Origin of the sequence: Staphylococcus warneri, assembly GCF_900636385.1 — a bacterium.
Classification (GTDB): domain Bacteria; phylum Bacillota; class Bacilli; order Staphylococcales; family Staphylococcaceae; genus Staphylococcus; species Staphylococcus warneri.
The window spans coordinates 219,633-238,805 of the sequence record NZ_LR134269.1 but is presented as its reverse complement, the minus strand read 5'-3'; the positions used below and the strand labels follow the sequence as shown (position 1 = coordinate 238,805).

At 33.1% G+C, this 19,173-nt stretch carries 17 protein-coding genes; 3 read left to right on the top strand and 14 right to left on the bottom strand.

Annotated features, from left to right (window positions below):
- Nucleotide 1 precedes the first annotated feature (1 nt).
- Together EL082_RS01070 and EL082_RS11885 are read right to left on the bottom strand one after the other, a co-directional pair.
- A complete protein-coding gene (locus EL082_RS01070; RefSeq protein ID WP_047211221.1) occupies nt 2-667 on the bottom strand; it encodes a response regulator transcription factor in 666 nt (221 codons plus the stop codon).
- Between the two features lie 21 nt (nt 668-688).
- Nucleotides 689-847, bottom strand: coding sequence for a hypothetical protein (locus tag EL082_RS11885; RefSeq protein WP_002467360.1), 159 nt, complete (start codon nt 845-847; stop codon nt 689-691).
- Nucleotides 848-1,103: 256 nt separating this feature from the next.
- Here EL082_RS11885 and EL082_RS01065 point away from each other — a divergent pair, with 256 nt between their 5' ends.
- On the top strand, nt 1,104-2,558 hold the full coding sequence (locus EL082_RS01065) for an alkaline phosphatase (protein WP_103286227.1): 1,455 nt from the start codon (nt 1,104-1,106) through the stop codon (nt 2,556-2,558).
- Nucleotides 2,559-2,640: 82 nt separating this feature from the next.
- Here the strand turns inward: EL082_RS01065 and EL082_RS01060 are convergent, their stop codons facing one another.
- The 3 genes from EL082_RS01060 to EL082_RS01050 all read right to left on the bottom strand — a co-directional run bounded on the left by EL082_RS01060 (nt 2,641) and on the right by EL082_RS01050 (nt 5,074).
- On the bottom strand, nt 2,641-2,742 hold the full coding sequence (locus tag EL082_RS01060; protein WP_015364644.1) for an SE2200 family small protein: 102 nt from the start codon (nt 2,740-2,742) through the stop codon (nt 2,641-2,643).
- Nucleotides 2,743-2,923: 181 nt separating this feature from the next.
- Nucleotides 2,924-4,390, bottom strand: a complete 1,467-nt coding sequence (locus tag EL082_RS01055) for a poly-gamma-glutamate hydrolase family protein (RefSeq protein WP_103286228.1) — start codon at nt 4,388-4,390, stop codon at nt 2,924-2,926.
- Between the two features lie 234 nt (nt 4,391-4,624).
- Entirely contained in the window at nt 4,625-5,074 is a 450-nt protein-coding gene (locus EL082_RS01050; RefSeq protein WP_002467363.1) for a MarR family winged helix-turn-helix transcriptional regulator, read from the bottom strand.
- Between the two features lie 163 nt (nt 5,075-5,237).
- Here EL082_RS01050 and EL082_RS01045 point away from each other — a divergent pair, with 163 nt between their 5' ends.
- On the top strand, nt 5,238-6,878 hold the full coding sequence (locus EL082_RS01045) for an alpha-keto acid decarboxylase family protein (RefSeq protein ID WP_047211224.1): 1,641 nt from the start codon (nt 5,238-5,240) through the stop codon (nt 6,876-6,878).
- 235 nt (nt 6,879-7,113) lie between these two features.
- On the opposite strand, the gene EL082_RS01040 is transcribed toward EL082_RS01045, so the two are convergent.
- The 7 genes from EL082_RS01040 to EL082_RS01010 all read right to left on the bottom strand — a co-directional run bounded on the left by EL082_RS01040 (nt 7,114) and on the right by EL082_RS01010 (nt 14,557).
- Nucleotides 7,114-7,326, bottom strand: coding sequence for a hypothetical protein (locus EL082_RS01040; protein ID WP_103286229.1), 213 nt, complete (start codon nt 7,324-7,326; stop codon nt 7,114-7,116).
- A gap of 24 nt (nt 7,327-7,350) precedes the next feature.
- Nucleotides 7,351-8,358 carry an ornithine carbamoyltransferase gene (gene argF, locus EL082_RS01035; protein WP_103286230.1) on the bottom strand — a complete coding sequence of 336 codons (1,008 nt, stop codon included), beginning with the start codon at nt 8,356-8,358 and terminating at the stop codon, nt 7,351-7,353.
- A gap of 244 nt (nt 8,359-8,602) precedes the next feature.
- Nucleotides 8,603-9,688: a CapA family protein gene (locus tag EL082_RS01030; protein WP_232012200.1), complete on the bottom strand. Its 1,086-nt coding sequence runs from the start codon at nt 9,686-9,688 to the stop codon at nt 8,603-8,605.
- A 300-nt stretch (nt 9,689-9,988) separates the two neighbouring features.
- Complete coding sequence (locus EL082_RS01025; RefSeq protein ID WP_103286232.1) at nt 9,989-11,509, bottom strand: M4 family metallopeptidase; 1,521 nt, start codon at nt 11,507-11,509, stop codon at nt 9,989-9,991.
- Nucleotides 11,510-11,649: 140 nt separating this feature from the next.
- Entirely contained in the window at nt 11,650-12,492 is an 843-nt protein-coding gene (locus EL082_RS01020; protein WP_103286233.1) for a M23 family metallopeptidase, read from the bottom strand.
- Nucleotides 12,493-12,597: 105 nt separating this feature from the next.
- Nucleotides 12,598-13,164 carry an immunodominant staphylococcal antigen IsaB family protein gene (isaB, locus tag EL082_RS01015; protein ID WP_103286234.1) on the bottom strand — a complete coding sequence of 189 codons (567 nt, stop codon included), beginning with the start codon at nt 13,162-13,164 and terminating at the stop codon, nt 12,598-12,600.
- Nucleotides 13,165-13,321: 157 nt separating this feature from the next.
- The gene (locus tag EL082_RS01010) at nt 13,322-14,557 is read right to left on the bottom strand and encodes an ArgE/DapE family deacylase (protein ID WP_103286235.1); all 1,236 of its coding nucleotides are present in this window, start codon (nt 14,555-14,557) and stop codon (nt 13,322-13,324) included.
- Nucleotides 14,558-14,669: 112 nt separating this feature from the next.
- Here EL082_RS01010 and EL082_RS01005 point away from each other — a divergent pair, with 112 nt between their 5' ends.
- Nucleotides 14,670-15,188 carry a hypothetical protein gene (locus tag EL082_RS01005; RefSeq protein ID WP_103286236.1) on the top strand — a complete coding sequence of 173 codons (519 nt, stop codon included), beginning with the start codon at nt 14,670-14,672 and terminating at the stop codon, nt 15,186-15,188.
- 141 nt (nt 15,189-15,329) lie between these two features.
- Here EL082_RS01005 and EL082_RS01000 read toward each other — a convergent pair whose 3' ends face one another.
- Nucleotides 15,330-16,109: a (S)-acetoin forming diacetyl reductase gene (locus EL082_RS01000; protein WP_049414594.1), complete on the bottom strand. Its 780-nt coding sequence runs from the start codon at nt 16,107-16,109 to the stop codon at nt 15,330-15,332.
- A 152-nt stretch (nt 16,110-16,261) separates the two neighbouring features.
- Entirely contained in the window at nt 16,262-19,123 is a 2,862-nt protein-coding gene (locus EL082_RS00995; RefSeq protein WP_103286237.1) for a YhgE/Pip domain-containing protein, read from the bottom strand.
- Between the last annotated feature and the right edge of the window lie 50 nt (nt 19,124-19,173).

The window sequence follows — 19,173 nt, the reverse complement described above, 5'->3', positions numbered from 1 at the left end:
TTTACACCCTATATCCCACATTTTTCTTCGTTTCAATAAAATCTGTTAAGCCAATTTGACTTAATTTTTTTCGCAATCGTGTCATATTTACAGCCAAAGTATTATCATCAATATAATTCTCTGATTCCCAACATTTTTCAATTAAAGCTGTTCGATTTACAAATTTACCTTCATTTTGAAACAACAGTTTAACGATTTGAAGTTCTGTTAAAGACAGTTGTGTCACATCATCTTGAAACATTAACTTAGCCTCATCAACGATAAGTTTACATCCCTTAACATTTAATTCATTATTAGATACAGCTAAATCATAAGTTCGTCGTAATAAAGCTTGTACTTTAGCAACTGTTAACGATAAATTAAATGGTTTCTCAATAAAATCATCGCCACCCATTTGAATCGCCATTATTTGATCCATATTATCTGTCCTTGAACTAATAAATATGATAGGTACGTTTGAGATTTTTCTCATTTCTTGGCACCAATGGAAGCCATTTAAAGTTGGTAAATTAATATCTAGTAGTACTAGGTCAGGTAGATAGTCTTTGAAATCATCTAAAACATGCGAAAACTGTTTTGCCATCTTAACGTCATAGTTCCATTTCTTAAGTTCACTTGCTAAACTTTCTGCAATGACTAAGTCATCTTCTACTATCAAAATCTTCATTGAGATACACCTTTCGTTGCGTTACATTGATTTATCTTGATGTTCGACTTGATTTTCATCAGTTTGAGTGTCATTTGATGCCTTTTTAGCAGCTTCATTTTTCTTTCTTCTTTTTTCTTCATAAATACTTAATGCAATAAAACCTATGATGAATAATGGAGATAACATAACAAATATCATTTTTTTCACCTCGTTTATTTTAAGCATGAGTTTCCATGGTGGCAAAATGGCTTCCAATTTCTCTCTTGCTATACTCTATTTAATATCTATTTTACATGTTTATTATTAAAAGTACATTTGTTAAGAGTCATCCATTAATAAAATCCTCTTTCACCTATGTTTACAATCTATTTACAAGAACCACACATCTAATCAAAATGCCTTGCTTATACTTAAATTGTAATGCATTTATACATATATTAGGGGGCCATTTTAAATGAAATTATTTAATCAATATACTAAATACTTATTGTCAGGTAGTATCATTGCTGCAACATTATTAAGTAGTACGAATGTATCATTAGCTTCTGGGACAAATACAGAGGACAACAAAAAACAAAGTAATGATGAAGCTATTGCTCTCGGCAATACTAAAAACCCTAAAAATGTCATTTTCTTAGTTGGCGATGGAATGGGTCCTTCTTTCAATACTGCTTATCGTTATTATCAAAATGATCCTTCAGCTAAATCGATGAAACCCACTACATTTGATAAATATTTAAAGGGTACTAACCGTACTTATCCTAATGACCCTAAAGAAAACGTGACAGATTCTGCGGCAGGTGCTACAGCATTTAGTTCAGGTCATAAAACGTATAATGGTGCCATTGGTGTCGATGCTAATAAGAAAAATGTTAAAACTGTGTTAGAAAGTGCAAAAGAAAAAGGTAAATCTACTGGTCTTGTATCTACAGCAGAAATCACTGATGCAACTCCAGCAGCCTATGCCTCACATGTCGATTCTCGTGATAAAAAAGATGAAATTGCGAAACAGTTTTATAATGATAAAATTAATGGCAAACATAAAGTAGATGTCATTTTAGGTGGCGGTTCTAAATATTTTGGTAAAGATAATGGGAATTTAGATCAAAAATTCAAAAAAGATGGTTACGATGTGGTTTCTAATAAAAATGAACTGAATCAATCGACTAGCAATCAGGTATTAGGTTTATTCTCTGAGAAAGATATGCCACTTCAAATTGATGCGCCAGAAAGCAACCCATTATTAGTAGATATGGAAAACAGCGCTTTAAGTAAACTTGAAAAGAACGATAAAGGCTTCTTCTTAATGGTAGAAGGTGCGTCTATCGACAAAGCTGCACATCCAAATGATGTTACGGGTGTAATGTCTGAAATGCAAGGGTTTGATAAAGCTTTCTCAAATGCGATTAACTATGCTAAACAACATAAAGATACACTTGTTGTAGCAACAGCAGATCATTCTACAGGTGGTATGACCATTGGTAAAGGTAAAGATTACAAATGGAATCCTCAATCAATCCATCAAATGAAACATTCTGGCATGTATATGACAAAAGAAATTGCTGCTGGTAAAGACCCTGAAAAAGTAATCAACGATGGTTATGGTATTGACTTCCCTAAAGAACAACTTGATAAAGTTAAAAAAGAAGCTAAAAAGCTGAAGAAATTAACAAAATCAGTCAAGGATGAAAAAGATCCAAAAGTTGTCGAACAAACTACACGTCTTCAAGATGCAATTCAAAAACCAATCAATGATGCATCACATACAGGTTGGACAACTTACGGTCACACTGGTGAAGATGTAAATACGTATGCATATGGTCCTGGATCTAATCAATTCAAAGGAAATAAAGAAAATACAGATAGTGCAAAAAATATCTTTGATTTCTTTGCTAATGACGTAAAATAAACTTTGATATTAAATAATCCGAGATGAGCGTGACTCATCCCGGATTATTTTAATGTATTCATCTAATTACTTATGATACATATTAATATTCAATATTAGGCGCTTGGTTTACATGGTTTTGATATTTTTTAAATGCATAGTAACCTGCACCGACTAAAGTTAATAATATAGCGAATTTTTTCATCATAAAAACTCCTTCTTCGATTATTCATTTCAACTATCGCTTTGAAATTCTTATGACATAATTATACACTTTTTTTCAACAATTTTAAAAACCTTATTATCAATGTGTTGAAAAAACATAAATTAATTTTAATATACTTCATCGGCATTCTTTTTTTTCAATAACACACAACACGTCGATTTTAATGTGTTGATGTCTCCGTTGTTTGTGATATTGCTATATGCAATGCATCTACAAATTGATACATTAATGGAGACCAATTATTTTCATTTTTTCGTGATGTTGTACTCATATCTTGATTAATAAATAATGCTTTGCGTAATGCAGTTGTTAACTCTAATTGCACACCAGTGCTATTTTCATTTTTATTAATAAAATTATCCTCATTTAATCCGCCTAAATATTCAGGCGGCACTTGTACAGCAAAGCCTCTACTTTCCAATTGTAATTGAATCGCATCTCTTAGGTCAGACTTAGCGCCGCCTAAAAATACAATTTGGTCGTCTCCTTTAGCTCCATGAATAGAAATGGTAGCCGCACGTCCTTCAATCATTTGATGTAAAGTTGGATCATCATAATGTGTAGACGTCACATGCAATTGTGTATTGTTAAATGGTCTAGTGGCTTCAAATGAAAAATAATCATAACCGCCTTGTTGTGCAAGTAACTTTGTTAACTCAGACGTACCTTGTTCTATATTACCTCCATGAGGCGCAACGATCAGCACTTGGTTGTCTTGGTCACGTGTTTCCTTCTTCCAATCTATGCCTTCTTTAGTTTCTCGTTCAAGCTGAGTCATTGAAGCGTAATAATCTTTATGCGCATTTTCAACCGGTATGATTGGTTTAGCATCTGAATGAGCACCTGTTGATGGTAGGTTAGTGTCTTTCGAACTTCCGCTCGTTTGGGTTGTAGTTGAAGTTGTCGGTGTTACTAGTTTCGTTGAAGAAGCAGTCGTCGTTGATGGTTTAGTACTTGGCAGTGACGTTGATGTCGAAGGTGCTTTGGCAGTACTAGTTGATGTCTTGGATACCGTCTTCGATGTCTGGCTCGGTGGACGCGTCGTTGTAGATGTTTTCGTCGATGTTGTTGATTTTGATGGTGTCGTAGTCGTATGTTGTGTTGTGTTCGTTGGTTTAGTTATTGATGTCTTAGATACCGTTGCTTTTGTTATAGGTGCTTTTGTTGTTGTGGTATGGTTTGTCGATGTCTTAGTCGTTGTTGTACTGCTTTTACGGTGAGTAGATGTAGGTGCCTTAGCAGATGTTGGTTTTTGTGTATGACTCGTGCTTGTCTTAATTGTAGATGTTCGACTTGTTTTAGGAGCTGAAACAGATACCGTTTTCACTGTTTGAGTTGGTTGCGTAATAGTTGCTACTTTCGTCGTCGTTTTCACTGTAGTTGGAGCCTTAACTGTCGTTGTGACACGTTTCACAGGTGTCTTCGTTTGGGATATATGAGGTGCTGTCGATAGTGTTCGTGTTTGATTATGAGTGCTCGTGTGGTTGTGAGTCGTTTGTACAGTAGAGGCATGGGCAGTGGCTTGTTGAGTCACGACACTTATCGTTCCTAAACTAATTGACGCAGTGATTAAACCTAACGTTATTTTAACAATTGGTTTAGTTTTTTTAGTTACATATCTTTTCATTCATAAACTCCTTAAAATAAAATACTTTTATCCTATGTTAACTTATCCATTGGAAATAGCAATATTTTTATTTAATATATCAACTATTTATTACATTATTAACAAAAATTTTAAAAATACTATGTAGGAGTTTAATATTTTTAACATCATTACTTAACATTCACCATTACTTCTTTAATATCATAAAAATCCCCTGTTACATCATATGCAACAAGGGCCTCGCAAAAGTATTAGTTACTCTTGTCCTTTTAAATGTTCAATATGTTTGAAGCCATCTCTTTGGTTGGCTAACGCTTCCATTATATCGTACCAATTGTTTCCTACTTTTTGTTGAATCGTTTGTAACAAGTGATCTTGTGCGTAATTGAGCTCATTAATTAACGCATTGCCTTTATCCGTAGCAAATAACTGCTTAACACGTCTATCTTTTTCTGATGTTTGCTCAATGATAAGTTCTTTTTCTTTTAGCGTTCTCAGTGTGGCATGAGAACCTTGCTTTGATATTTCCAATGTTTGAAGTAACTCTTTTATTGTAATTCCAGGTAATTTATTGATAAAAAATAAAAAACGGTGATGTTGGCGACTCATACCGTATTGCTCAATAATGTCATCCGCTGTCGTTACAAAGGTTTTATATGCAAAGTAAAATAGCATATGCTCATAATCGTTTTTATTTGTCGACATGTACTTTCTTTCCTTTTCTAATATTTAAGGTTCATTATAATAAAGTTTCCTTTTTTCGTCATGTTAAACTTTCTTTAAAAGGTCAAGTTAATTGACTTTCTTTTTACAAAAAGTTATCTTTTAATTGTAAAATGCAAATACATAAACAAAGGTGGAATGCATAATGAAACAACGTGTAGGACAATATTTAATGGATGCAGTTAATGCTGCTGGGGTAGATAAAATATTCGGTGTTCCTGGCGATTTCAATTTAGCCTTTTTAGACGATATTATTTCTCATGACCAAGTAGAGTGGATTGGTAATACTAACGAATTAAATGCTAGCTACGCCGCTGATGGCTATGCTCGAATTAATGGATTAGGTGCATTAGTTACTACGTTTGGTGTTGGAGAATTAAGTGCTGTTAACGGCATTGCCGGTTCTTATGCTGAACGTGTACCAGTCATTGCGATTACTGGTGCACCTACTCGTGCTGTTGAGTCAGCTGGAAAATATGTTCATCATTCTTTAGGTGAAGGTACATTTGATGATTATAGAAAAATGTTTGAACCTATAACAACCGCCCAAGGATATATTACGCCAGAGAATGCAACGACTGAAATTCCTAGACTTATACAAGCAGCGATCAACGAACGTCGTCCAGTTCATCTACATTTGCCAATCGATGTTGCAATGACTGAAATCGACGTATCTAAATCTTTCCAACCTGAAGCACGTGATGATCAAGATGTATCTCACTATATTCAAATGATTGAAGATAAATTAAATTCTGCTAAACAACCTGTGATTATTACTGGACATGAAATTAATAGTTTTGGTCTTCATTCTGAATTAGAACAATTTGTAAATCAAACGCATATACCTGTCGCTCAACTTTCTCTTGGTAAAGGAGCTTTTAATGAAGAAAACGAACATTATCTTGGTATCTTTGATGGTAGTATCGCTGAAGAAAATGTTAAAAACTATGTCAATCAAAGTGATGCTATTTTAAATATTGGTGCGAAGTTAACTGACTCAGCGACAGCTGGTTTCTCATTTGAATTTGATATCGATGATGTTGTTATGATTAATCATAACTATTTTAAAATGAATGAAACCATCTCTGAACAAGTTGCACTACCTCATCTTATAAAAGGTTTAATGTCAATTTCTTATAAAAATAAATCAGAATTTCCAAAGTATCAACGACCAAAAGAACATGACTATCAAGTTGATCATGAACCATTAACTCAAGCAACGTATTTCAAGATGATGCAAGATTTCTTACAACTAGACGATATTTTAATCGCTGAACAAGGTTCTTCATTCTTTGGCGCTTATGATTTAGCTTTATATAAAGATAATACCTTTATTGGTCAGCCATTATGGGGGTCTATCGGTTACACTTTACCTGCAACATTAGGTACACAAATCGCTGCACCGCATAGACGTAATGTCTTACTTATCGGAGACGGTTCACTCCAACTGACAGTTCAATCGTTATCAACAATGATTAGACAACAATTGAAACCGATTATATTTGTAGTTAACAACGATGGTTATACAGTGGAACGTTTAATTCATGGTATGAAAGAACCGTATAATGATATTCATATGTGGGATTACAAAGCGCTCCCTGCAGTATTTGGCGGAGATAATGTAGTCGTCCATGATGTTAATACATCACATGAACTTAAAGAAACATTTGAAAAGATCAATGCACATAGTGATTGCATGCACTTTGTTGAAGTAAAAATGGCAATTGAAGATGCACCAGCTAAATTAAGTGATATCGCTAAAGCATTTGCTTCACAAAATAAATAATAAATCATAAAAAGAGGTTGAGACATAAAGTTTTAGTACTCTGGGAAACCGATTAACAACGTCCCAAAACAGGATCATCTTCTTCTGGTCCCAGCAGAGAGGTTTTCATTTTGAAAACCTACCGGCAATGCAAGCTGGGCATGGGACTCTCACGATTAGACTAAAATTGGAAAACAATTTTGTGTATCGTTCGGTTCTGCTCAAATCCTAAACACTTTTGTCTCGACCTCTTCATTTATCTATGATTAATTATCTTTTCAAATTCTAACTTTGCTATAACATCATTAATCGTTTGGTTTTGAATCTCTGTCTTCATATCTTCGTGTATTTCATTTTCTATCATAGGATAGATATGATCAATAATTTGCTTACTCGCTATTTCGCCTATTTCTATTTCATAGTTTTCATAAAGAAATGACTTTAATGCTTTAGAGACTTCTATAATCATGCATAACACCTCATTTGTAATCTCTTATTTTATGCCACCTAAAGTTAATGCCATTATGGCTTTAATAGAATGTAAACGATTTTCTGCTTGTTTAAAAACAATAGAATAAGGACTATGAAAGACCTCATCTGTGATCTCCATTTCTGATAATCCATATTTTTCGTAGACATCTTTGCCTACTTGCGTTTGTGTATTATGGAAAGCTGGTAAACAATGCAGTACTTTCACATCAGGATTTTGTATCTTTTGAATTAATGACATATTGATTTGATAAGGTTGTAATGCCTTAACTCTTTCTTCTATAACATCTGTTGGTTCTCCCATTGAAAACCAAACATCCGTATAAATAGCATCCGTTTGATAAACAGTCTTTTCAATATCACTACTGATTTGAATCGTTGCGCCTGTTTGTTCCGCATAGTCTTTAGCCATCGCTACCACATGCGATTCCGGCAAGCGAGATTCTGGTGCCACAATATTCATATTGACGCCTAATAACGCCCCTGTAACTAATAAGTCATTCGCTACATTATTTCGAGCGTCTCCAATATATGTTAAAGTCTTACCTTTTAACGTCCCCCACTCTTCTTTGAGTGTCATAAAGTCCGCTAACATTTGTGTAGGGTGCCATTCATTAGTTAAACCATTCCAGACAGGTACATTAGCATGTTGTGCTAGTATTTCAATATCGTTATGATCATGTCCTCTAAATTCGATACCATCATACATACTTCCTAGAACTTTCGCCGTGTCATAGATGCTCTCTTTTTTACCTAAATGAATTTCTCCCTGTCCAAAGTAATCTACTTGAACACCTAAATCATGTGCTGCAACACTAAATGCTGCTCGTGTACGTGTAGATGGTTTTTCAAATATAATAGCTATATTTTTATTTGTTAATAATTGATGTGATTGGTTATTTTTCTTTTCTGCTTTTAATTGTTGTGCCTTATCTATGATGTAATTCAATTCATCTTTAGAATAATCGGTCGACTTTAATAAACATTTACCTTCAAAGTTAAACTTGCTCATGTCATCAACTCCTTGATAACATCTTACAACATAGTAAATATAAATTCAATATATTGTTTATTTATGCATTATATAAAATAACTTTCCTGCATTTTTTACTTGTTTTATCGACATCATAGTGATACAAATCATTCAGTATTGTATACATTCTTAAAATGGTAAATATCATTTACGATGTTTCTCATGAAACATTTAATGATTATGTTGGGGAATACTAGTAGAACATATATAACTTCTAATCATTTTAGAAACTATCATCATCTAAAAACGTTTCGTTAATGACTTCTTTAGTTATTTGTTTTAATCGTAATTGACTCATATCAGAATTCGGGTCATAATATCGACCATGTTTACGAATTAAGCGTTCATCCATATCCTTTAATGGATAAATTTTAAAGTTTTCTTTACTGTTTTTATTATATACATCACTTAATTCATAATAATTAACCATACTTCGCCATTTAACGTTTTCGATTTTTACTGCTTTAGGCGTTTTCATTATTTTAAATTCTATTCTACCGAGTAGGTCATTACTTTCATTTCCAGTTTCTTGTCCATTCAAGAAATTTCCTAGGGAATAAGCGACTAAGGTACGATGATGATCCTTACCTTTAATCCATTCAACTGGTTGTATAACATGAGGATGTGTACCTAATACTACATCCACCCCTTCATCAGCAAATAACTTTGCATATTTTCGTTGTATTGGATTAGGTTGATGAGATCCTTCATTTCCCCAGTGTGCCGATACAAATATGACATCTGCCACTTCTTTAGCTTGTTGAATATCCTTCTTAATTTGTTTGTCATCAAAATAGTTGATTTCGTATTGATGTTTAGGTTTAATTCCATTCGTACCAAATGTATAACTCAACATAGCTATATTGATACCATTTATCTTTTTGACAGCCACTTGATCATGAGACTTTTGCGAATCGTAAGTACCTGTAAGCAACACTTTATTTTTATATTTATTCCATTGTTGAATATGATATTTAAGTCCTTCATCACCTTGATCTAATGCATGATTATTAGATCCATTAATAAAATTAAATCCGGTTTGCACTAAACTATCTGAAATATCACTAGGTGTGTTAAATCTTTTAAACCCATGATAAGGACGATGATCACCACCTATTGGAGATTCTTGATTGATGAATGCAATATCTGCAGATTGAATATCTTTTTTTATATTTTGGTACATAGGATTAAAATTGTATGTATCACCATCTGATTCAAGTGCATCCCTATATATGTTAGGGTGTATTAAATTATCGCCTACTGCTAAAACTTGTGCCTCTTGCTTTAAATCCATCCGATATGCCAACATGCTAACTATCAAAAATAAAATAAAAGACAAAATCGATATTAAATAATACTTTTTCAATGTTGTATCTCCTTATATACAATATACATACAACATTACTATATTCACACACAAAAACAATATATTTTATTTTAAAATTATGTAAAATATTGTTTTCCAAAATAAAATATGATGAGTCAATTTAAATCGTACACTCTTAACTTTTTAAATTAGCCTGCTCGTTGTCTAACGTTAGACAACCCTAAGTGTTCCCACATAAAACAAGCCTTTCACTGTGCTTATCTCAGTGAAAGGCTAGATAGATTAAACGCCAACATCTTCCCATGATTGATTAACTTGATCTGCTGTGGATTTATCATATAAATCAAGCGCAGCTTGGTGTAATGATTTTTTAGCATCTTCGAAATCTGAATTAGAAGATAGATAATGTGTTAACGTTCTATAATAAATTTGTTCAGCTTTATCTTTACCAATACGTTTGATTGTTAAATAGGCAGCTTTATTAGGGATACCAGAATTGGTATGTACACCACCATTATCCTCTTGTGTTTTAGAGTAATGTTTCATATGTGCAGGTTGATCATATTTTTCAGGATTAGACATACTTCTTAATGCATCACCTTTAACGTTGGGTGTATATATATCCTCACCAATTAAGAAATTATCACTATCAATAAAATAGGCAAAGACATCTGAGAAACTTTCATTCAATGCACCGGGTTGATTTTCGTATACTAAATTGGCTGTTTCCTGAGTTATACCATGTGTAATTTCATGTGCTACCACATCTTTAGCACCAGAGAATGGTAAATAATTGTCATTATCTCCATCTCCATAAATCATTTTGTCACCAATCCAAGCAGCATTGTTACGATTATCTTCATTTTCAAATTGATTCACATGAGTTAATGAATCGATAGGACTTCCCTTATCATCGTATGATTCTCGACCAAATTTATTTTTATAATAATCATACACATCTTTAGCATAATCGTTCGCATCAACAGCAGCATGTTGCGACTTGTCTACAAATTCTTTATCTTTATCTGTCATCAGTTTCGAACTGCCATCCTCATCATTATAGTCATAAGCTGAAATATTACCTTTATGCGTCACATCCTTCAACTCATATCCTTTATCCTTACTATTAATATTAATTTTTTTCGTTTTGTTTAATACGCTTTTTCCCGTACCTTCAGTATGCGCATGTTGGATATTATTTATCTTATCAATGACTTCCCCAGTTTCAGCATCAACTTGAATGTTCCAATGAGATATTTTAGGAGACGTTGTTACAATTTCTACCTGATAAACATATTTGTTATGTTGTCCGCTAATTTGAATTTGATTCTTTTTAATGACATCATTTTTAAAGTTTTTAGCATTATCTGAAGACATTGAAATAGCTTCAAAAGCTTTATTGATGGCCTCTTTTTTATGGATTTGGACAGTATTACTAGGTTTTATTTCACTACCACCTGTGTCACCATTGATAAGTACAACCTTACCTTGAGGATTAGTATGTATTTTAACTTCTCTATCAGGAACATATGCATTTTTAAACTTTGGTTGTAGTGTATAGTGCGTGTAGCCTAATTGATCTGTATTGACGTCGACTGTTTTATAGTGCTTAAATTGCTTTTTAGCATTTTTATCATTGGGTAATAATTTTAATGCCTGAAATGCTTTATTCTTATCCTTAACTTCTAATTTGTTTTGATTTGCTGAATGATCATTCTTCGCATCCACTTCTTCACTATAAAATGTACTACTTATAGTTATTACTGAAATACCGGAAATGATAGTTTTAGACAATCGATTCATGTTAATCCTCCGTATATGTATAAATTTTAATCTCCCTTCATACTATTTATATTTTTATAAAAAGTAAATGAAAATTACATAAAATTCAATAAATATACGTTGTGTATTGTAATATAATATATAAATTTTATTAAACTATTTTATCGACAAATCGTTTCACCTTTAACGGGCATCCTATTATTTTTAAAATTAATTTTGAGTGATTGTCCTTCTATTAAACTAGGTTGATTACTAACTTGAAAATGAACATGAGGCTCTGACGAATTACCTGAATTTCCACAAAGACCTATCATATCGTTATCTGTTATTTCATCTCCAATGTTCACTTTGACCGAATGCTGTTTTAAATGTCCAATTAGACTAAATTCATTTGTCGAATGCTTTATCACGACATAATTGCCAAGTGGTTGTTTTTGATTCGTTTGTCCTATACGATTATCTTTTATATTATTCTCAATATCGACAACAACACCATTTAATGGTGCATATACTTGAGTACCATAAGCATAATAATGTTCACATCGCATGCCATCATCAATGTAGCTCATTCCAGAGTCTTTATTTATCTTTATAAAATCATATGCATACCTTTGTGTTTCTGAAGGATAATGATAATTGAATAGTTCGTTATCGCCACCCCAATATACAAACCATTCATCATAAAACGGAAATTGATAAGTTAAAGTTGTTCGTTTAACTTTAAAATAATACAAAGGTTTAAATAAAAGTGAAGATATTTGGCCATGAGTGACATGGATTGAAATACCATAGTTTTCAAAAGCATCTAACCATACATTCTCACCATACTTTTCAGTCCCGATGTCTACATAACACTTGTGTTGATGCGCAAATCTATTGTAGTCTTGCATCAACTTTTTTAATGCTTTCTTAGAAATCTGTTTCTTCATTTCTTTAGTAAAGTATGAATAAAGTGTTTTATAATCATTTTGTTCAATCATATTCATAAAGCCGTTATAAATCACTAGACGTAACCTCCTTCGTAGTTATCATTAACTTCAATCTATCATAATTGAACCTATCAAAAAACAGACATCCTCTATACGGACGTCTGTTCATGTCGTTCTAACTTATTTAATTTTATTTAATGTTTTATCTTTTTGAATTGCTACTTTAGTTTTTTCATAACCAATGACAACGCGGTCGATTTTACCTTTTGATGCATCGAACCAAACCGCTTCACCATTTTTCTTAGGTTGGTAGTAATAAATTCCTGTTGTATCATTTTTACCATTATCTACTTTTTTCAAATCTTTACCATAAGATTTTTGTAAATCTGTTAGCTTCAATTGCTTTTTCAATGGAATATCGACTAATGAAGCTTTTTTAGATTTTTTATCATATTGACGGAATAATTGATCTGATTTGATTACTGTTTGAGTTGATTGAGTTGGCGCAATTTTAATACCATTAAATGTAACGTTGCCAGCTTTGATTGCATTTTTGAAATTTTTATCTAAAACAAACTTCGCATCATAACCTGCGTTACCTTTATAAGTATAATAAACAGATTGATGTTCTTGGGTTGTTGCTGCATGTGCCGTATGATTGATTACTGGCGCTACACTCGCTGATGCACCTAATAATGTACCGAAAGCTAATGTAGACGCAATGATTGATTTTGTCTTTTTATTCATAACGTATCCTCTCTTTCTTTACCCATAGCTTCTTTGCTTAATAGGTCTTCTAAATTATACGTCATCAACTAAAGACATACAATTAAAAGTAATAGCCCTTACAGTTTTGTCATATCTAATTTATGCTTAAATTTAATATTTTATATTACACGTCTTATCATTTTTCATTTAAATATGTTAGCAATAATTCAATATAGTAATCGATAAATTTTAAGTAATGATTTTTATTAACACATTCATCAACTTGATGAGGTCCTTGACCTGGCCCTATCATTAAGAATGGAAAGTCTTCGCTTTTATCTTTTAATAAATTAGATGCATCCGTAACGGCCACTGTTGGTGTATCTATCAATGCCGAAGGATCAAAATATGTTTGAGCCAGTTGATGGCCTAATTTAAATAAGTGATTGTCACCCGTTGTGACAACTGGATCAAGATCTAAATATATGTCATGAGTCAAATGTGCTCCTCTTTGATTCGCTTCATCGATATATTTATTAAATAGTGCTTTAACTTTTGTATTATCATATTCTGGAATCGTGCGAACATTAAACGTTGCAGTTGCGTAATCAGGAACAGAATTGACTTGAGAACCACCATTAATCATACTATTGGTCATCACAAGTCCTTGAATTCTAGTTTGAACTTCATCTTTACTAACAAAACTAGGCAATTGATCAGCCATTTGATTGACCATATTGCCATAATCTAAAGCCGTTCCTTTTATTCTTTGTGTTATTTCTTCATATGCTTGATTGATATTTTGAACCAATTCAATAAGTGGTGTAATTGCATTTTCTCCCATAAAAGGTGTAGAACTGTGACTTGAACGCCCCTGAGATGTGATTTTAATATCCATTGATCCTTTGTGAGCATATACAATGCTTGGATAAGATGGTTCTGCGATGACTAGGGCGTCAACATCAGCCATATAACCTTTACGATATAATTGTTCTGATCCTGCTTGTTCCATTTCCTCTCCAGCGGTTGCTAATAATCTAATGGTACCGTGTTTTAACTGTCCGCTCGCTTTAATTTCAATCATTGCAATCACCAGTGCAGCTAATCCCGATTTCATATCAGCAGCACCTCTTCCATATAAATGACCATTTCGTTCAGTCAATTCAAATGGAGGAGATGTCCAATCATCATGGTTCCCTTCATTTACTACATCCATATGTCCTGAAACTGCAACGACTGGTTTACCAGACCCTATGGTAGCAATTAGATTTGCACGTTCTCCTGAAATGTAATCGATGTGTGTGTCAATATCATATCGATTAAGCCATTGCTCTAAATATTGTGCTACTGCTAATTCATTGTCATTGACTGAAGGTATAGCCACTATTTCTGATAAAATTTTTACCTTTTGTTCATTAGTTAATACACCCATATATTTCACTTACTTTCCTATTATTTTAAAATATCATTAAATGTTGTGTTCTTATTCAAAAATTTGATTATAATATAGTTAATAATTATCGTAGTTAATGGAGGACACACTTTTGAAGAAATTATTAGCAAGTATTGTTATTTTTGCACTTGTATTAGCTTTAGGATTTTCTGTTTTTGCAGCTTTAACACACCAAAACAAAACATCTCATCATAAAACTGAACACAAAACTGAAGAAAAAGATAAAAAGAAAACGTCAAAAGAGAAAGCGAAAAATAATACAACAGATCAAGAAACTGTTCAAGCTGAACCTACGAATTCACAACAAAATAATGTAAACAAATCCAATCATTCAGCTAATCAACAACCAACTCAAAAATCATCTCAAGCTACTCATCAGACATCACCAAGTCAATCAACTCAAGCTAAACCGTCCAACCAACCAGCACAAAAAAGTAATAATCAACCTGCGCGTTCACAACAATCGGAACCAGCCAATAAACCAAAGGCAAGTACTGAATCATCACAAGGTCAAGGCGGTCAAGGTGGTCAAAGCTCTAATAACAATAATAATGCGAATCGTTCAACTCAGAACAATAGCACTTCAAACAAACAAAACAAATCAGAATAATAAAAAGACAGGATTAAGTCATTCTCATTGGCTCTCACTTGAGCTGAATGTCGTATCCTGTCTTTTTTATTTAACACTCAATGATTCATGAGTCTGATTTGAATCAATTTTTCAAATTTCTTCTAAAACTATTTCACTAATCTAATGGAATCTCATACCACCATCAACGATAATTGTTTGTCCTGTAATATAATCTGAATCACTACCAGCTAAGAAACTAACAACATTAGCAACGTCTTCTGGTTTAGATAAACGTTTTAATGTAATTTGATCTGTAAATTGTTTCCAACCCCATTCTTCAGGTTGATTATTTTCTTTAGCTAATTTAATAGCGATACCTTCCATCATTGGCGTTTCAACAATACCTGGTGCAAATGCATTTACTGTTATACCTTTATCAGCTAAATCACGTGCAGCTACTTGTGTTAAACCTCTAACTGCAAATTTCGAACTACAGTATAGTGATAATCCTTTATTACCTTCTACACCTGCTTGAGACGTTGCATTTATAATCTTTCCACCGTGACCTAACGCTTCAAATTGTTCGAGTGCTGCTTGAATACCCCAGAATACACCACCAACATTTACACCAATAACTTGATTGAATTGCTCAGTTGTTACAGTATCTATAGGTGTCATTGGGCCTAACCCAGCATTATTCACTACTACATTTAATTCTCCAAAGTGTTTAACTACTTGACTAAAAACGTGAAAGACTTCATCACGATTAGCGACATCAGCTTTAAAGGCGATAGCTTCTTGGCCTTTACCCTTTAATGTGGCAGCCGCTTCTTTCGCACCTTGTTCATTATAATCCACTAATGCAACATTAAAGCCATCATTAAATAGTCGTTTGGCTATTTCAAAACCAATACCTTGTGCTGCTCCTGTTACTATAGCCACTTTATTTTGATGTGTCATTCTACACACGCTCCTTAAATATATTCACTTATTATAATATCACTCAAGAATATATTTTGTGTGTAGAACTCGTGTCTTAATGTATCTTACATAAAAAATTCTAGCACTTGAGGGATACATGTTATGCCCTAAGTGCTAGAAACTCATTCACTTTATTCAGTTACATTACTTTCATCAACTTTAGATGAAACTTTTCTCATCAATGGATCTGTGATTGGTTTCAAAATAACACCAACTATGATAAATCCTAATCCAAATAATGCTAAGATAATCACTTTCGTAATTAATATTTCCGGAACAATACCCCCTACCGTTTCACGTAAAGCATCAATCGCATACGTAAATGGTAAATACGGCGATATCGTTTGGAAAAACTTAGGCGTCGTTTGAATTGGGAAAGTACCGCCACCACCTGCGATTTGTAATACTAAGAAAATAATCGCAATGGCTTTACCAGGGTTTCCTAATAATGATACACAAGTATAAATAATTGAGTTAAATACTAGTGAGCAGAATACTGCTATCGTCACAAATAATACTGGCGACTCGACGGCTGCCTTTAATATAACTAAGTCTCCAATTGATACAATTAATGATTGTACTATACCTAATAGGAAGAAGAAGCCTGCTTTACCCAGGAAGACTTCTCTAGGACTAAGAATTGGTTTTAATGACTGATGTTTGTTATCTACGGATAATAAACTAACCATTAACAATCCGCCGACCCATATAGATAAGGCTGTATAAAACGGCGTCATTCCAGAACCATAATCTTTAACTGGGAACACATCGGTGGTCTTTTTATTTATTGGATGTGCGATGACATCAGCTTGCTTTTTCAAATCATTTTTCAATACATCGATTAAATTATCTACGGCATCGTCTTTATCTAATTGTTTAAATATTTTATTGGCTTTCTTCAGATCTTTCTCAACACCTGGCAATTTATTTTCTGAGAAATCCGCTAAATTAGACAGGGCTTCTTTAGCTCTTGGTTGGTTCTCATCTAATAAATTCACCGCGTTATCATATTTACTAAATAACGATGGTAAATTATCATTGACTGCTTGAGTAGCATTTGCTAGGCGTTGTTCTAAGCCAGGTAAATCATTACGCACAAAATCTGCCGCTTTGGCTACATCTTTCTTCACAGTTGGGAAGTAATCTTGTGCTGTTTTCATTGCATTCATATACGTTTGTTCTATACCTGGCAATGCTGTTTGAATACGATCAATACGCTTTTTACCACTATCTAATATACTTTGTCCTGACTGAATCACTTGATTAATTGAATTTAATTTAGATTGAACAGTTGATAATGCTTGTTGACCTGATGCCAATTGTGACGTAATATCATTCGAAATGTTTAATAAACTTTGATTTAATTCTTTCTTAACATACGTACGGAATTGACTTAACGTCTTATTCGTGTCATTGATTTTGTTCAATACATTAATCGCTTCTGATTTACCAGAACTACCGTTTGATAAAGCATCAATTAATTGGTTGGTTGTTTTTAACTGATCATTGAGTTGATTATTAGCTGTTTTTATTTGCTTAATTTCTTTTGATAAATCAACATCTTCATTTTTTTCAAGCTCTGATAATATATCAATAAATTGTTGATTATATTTCGTAGCATTTTCTAAACGAGATGATACATTTTCTAACGGTTCTTTAAACTCAGTCGGTTTGTCTGATGCCAATATACCGTATGAGATATGTTTCAATGCATCCATATCTTTTTGAGATGCCTTGGCCTGAACATCACTTAAATTTGAAAGCGATAATAATGATTCAGTCAATGCTGTATTCATTGATTTAACATCATTTGAACTTACTAGCTCATTTGACTGGTTATTATCTTTATTACCTGAAGTACTTAAAGATTGCGTCTTGATCCCAGTTTGATAACTATGTCCTTCATCACGTTGCTTACTATGAGCACTTTGTTGACTCGTACCTGATTGTTGACGTAAATCTTGGTTAACATCATTATTTACATTTTGGGCACGTCCTGCTGCATCTTGATAATCACCAACTCGATTTTGAACTTGTGTTAAAAATCCTTTAGCATCTGTGAGTTGGTCATTCGCAGCATCAATACCTTGCCCCGCTATAGAGACACCTCTATTGATTTTAGGAAATTGTGCCGGTACATCATTAGCTGCTACATTTAGTACTCTTTCAATATTAGGCATATAATTATTCAGCGCAATTATTAATTTAGCCTTTTCATTTAATGCAGGTATTGATGAATTAACTTGATTTAATCTTTCTTGTGCATCTAAAATATCACCTTTATAATTACCTAAATTTCTAAATTGATTCGCATAGCGATCAAGGTCATCTTGGTGTTCATTTAAATAGATGATTTTATTTTTAAACTTATTAATTTCTGGCAGAGAATTATTTGCTGCATAGACCGCATTTTTGATTTTATTAATTGTTGGCACTTCATCTTCAATTTTCAGACCTACTTTATTCGCCTCTGAAAGTAATGCTTTCGTCACGGTTTGATTAAATTGTTCGTTAGCTTTTTCTACCACTAATGAAGAACCTGTATCCGTTAATTTCGCAGCAACAGCATTAATTTTCTGATTGACTTTGAAATCGACATCCGCCTTTTCAGGGTGCTTCCTTAATGTTCCTGTAATTTGATGTGTAAACTTGCTCGGTATGTATATGCCTGCATAATATTTCCCCATTTTAATTTCATGATCTGCTTTTTCACGGCTAACAAATTGCCAATCAAAGCTATCATTTTTCTTTAGGGTTTGCACCATCTTATTACCTACATTAATCTCTTTCCCTCTAACTTTGTCACCTTTATCTTCATTGACAATCGCTACTTTAATATGGCCTGTATTTCCATATGGATCCCACATTGCCCATAAGTTAAACCATGCATAGAATGAGGGTAATATGGCTAATCCCGCTAATATGATCCAAACTGCTGGCGTTTTAGCAATTTTCTTTAAATCTGTTTTAAACAGCTTTAGTGCGTTTTTCATTGTCACACTCCTAAAAACGATTGATTAACTTTCCTATCTATATTTATATC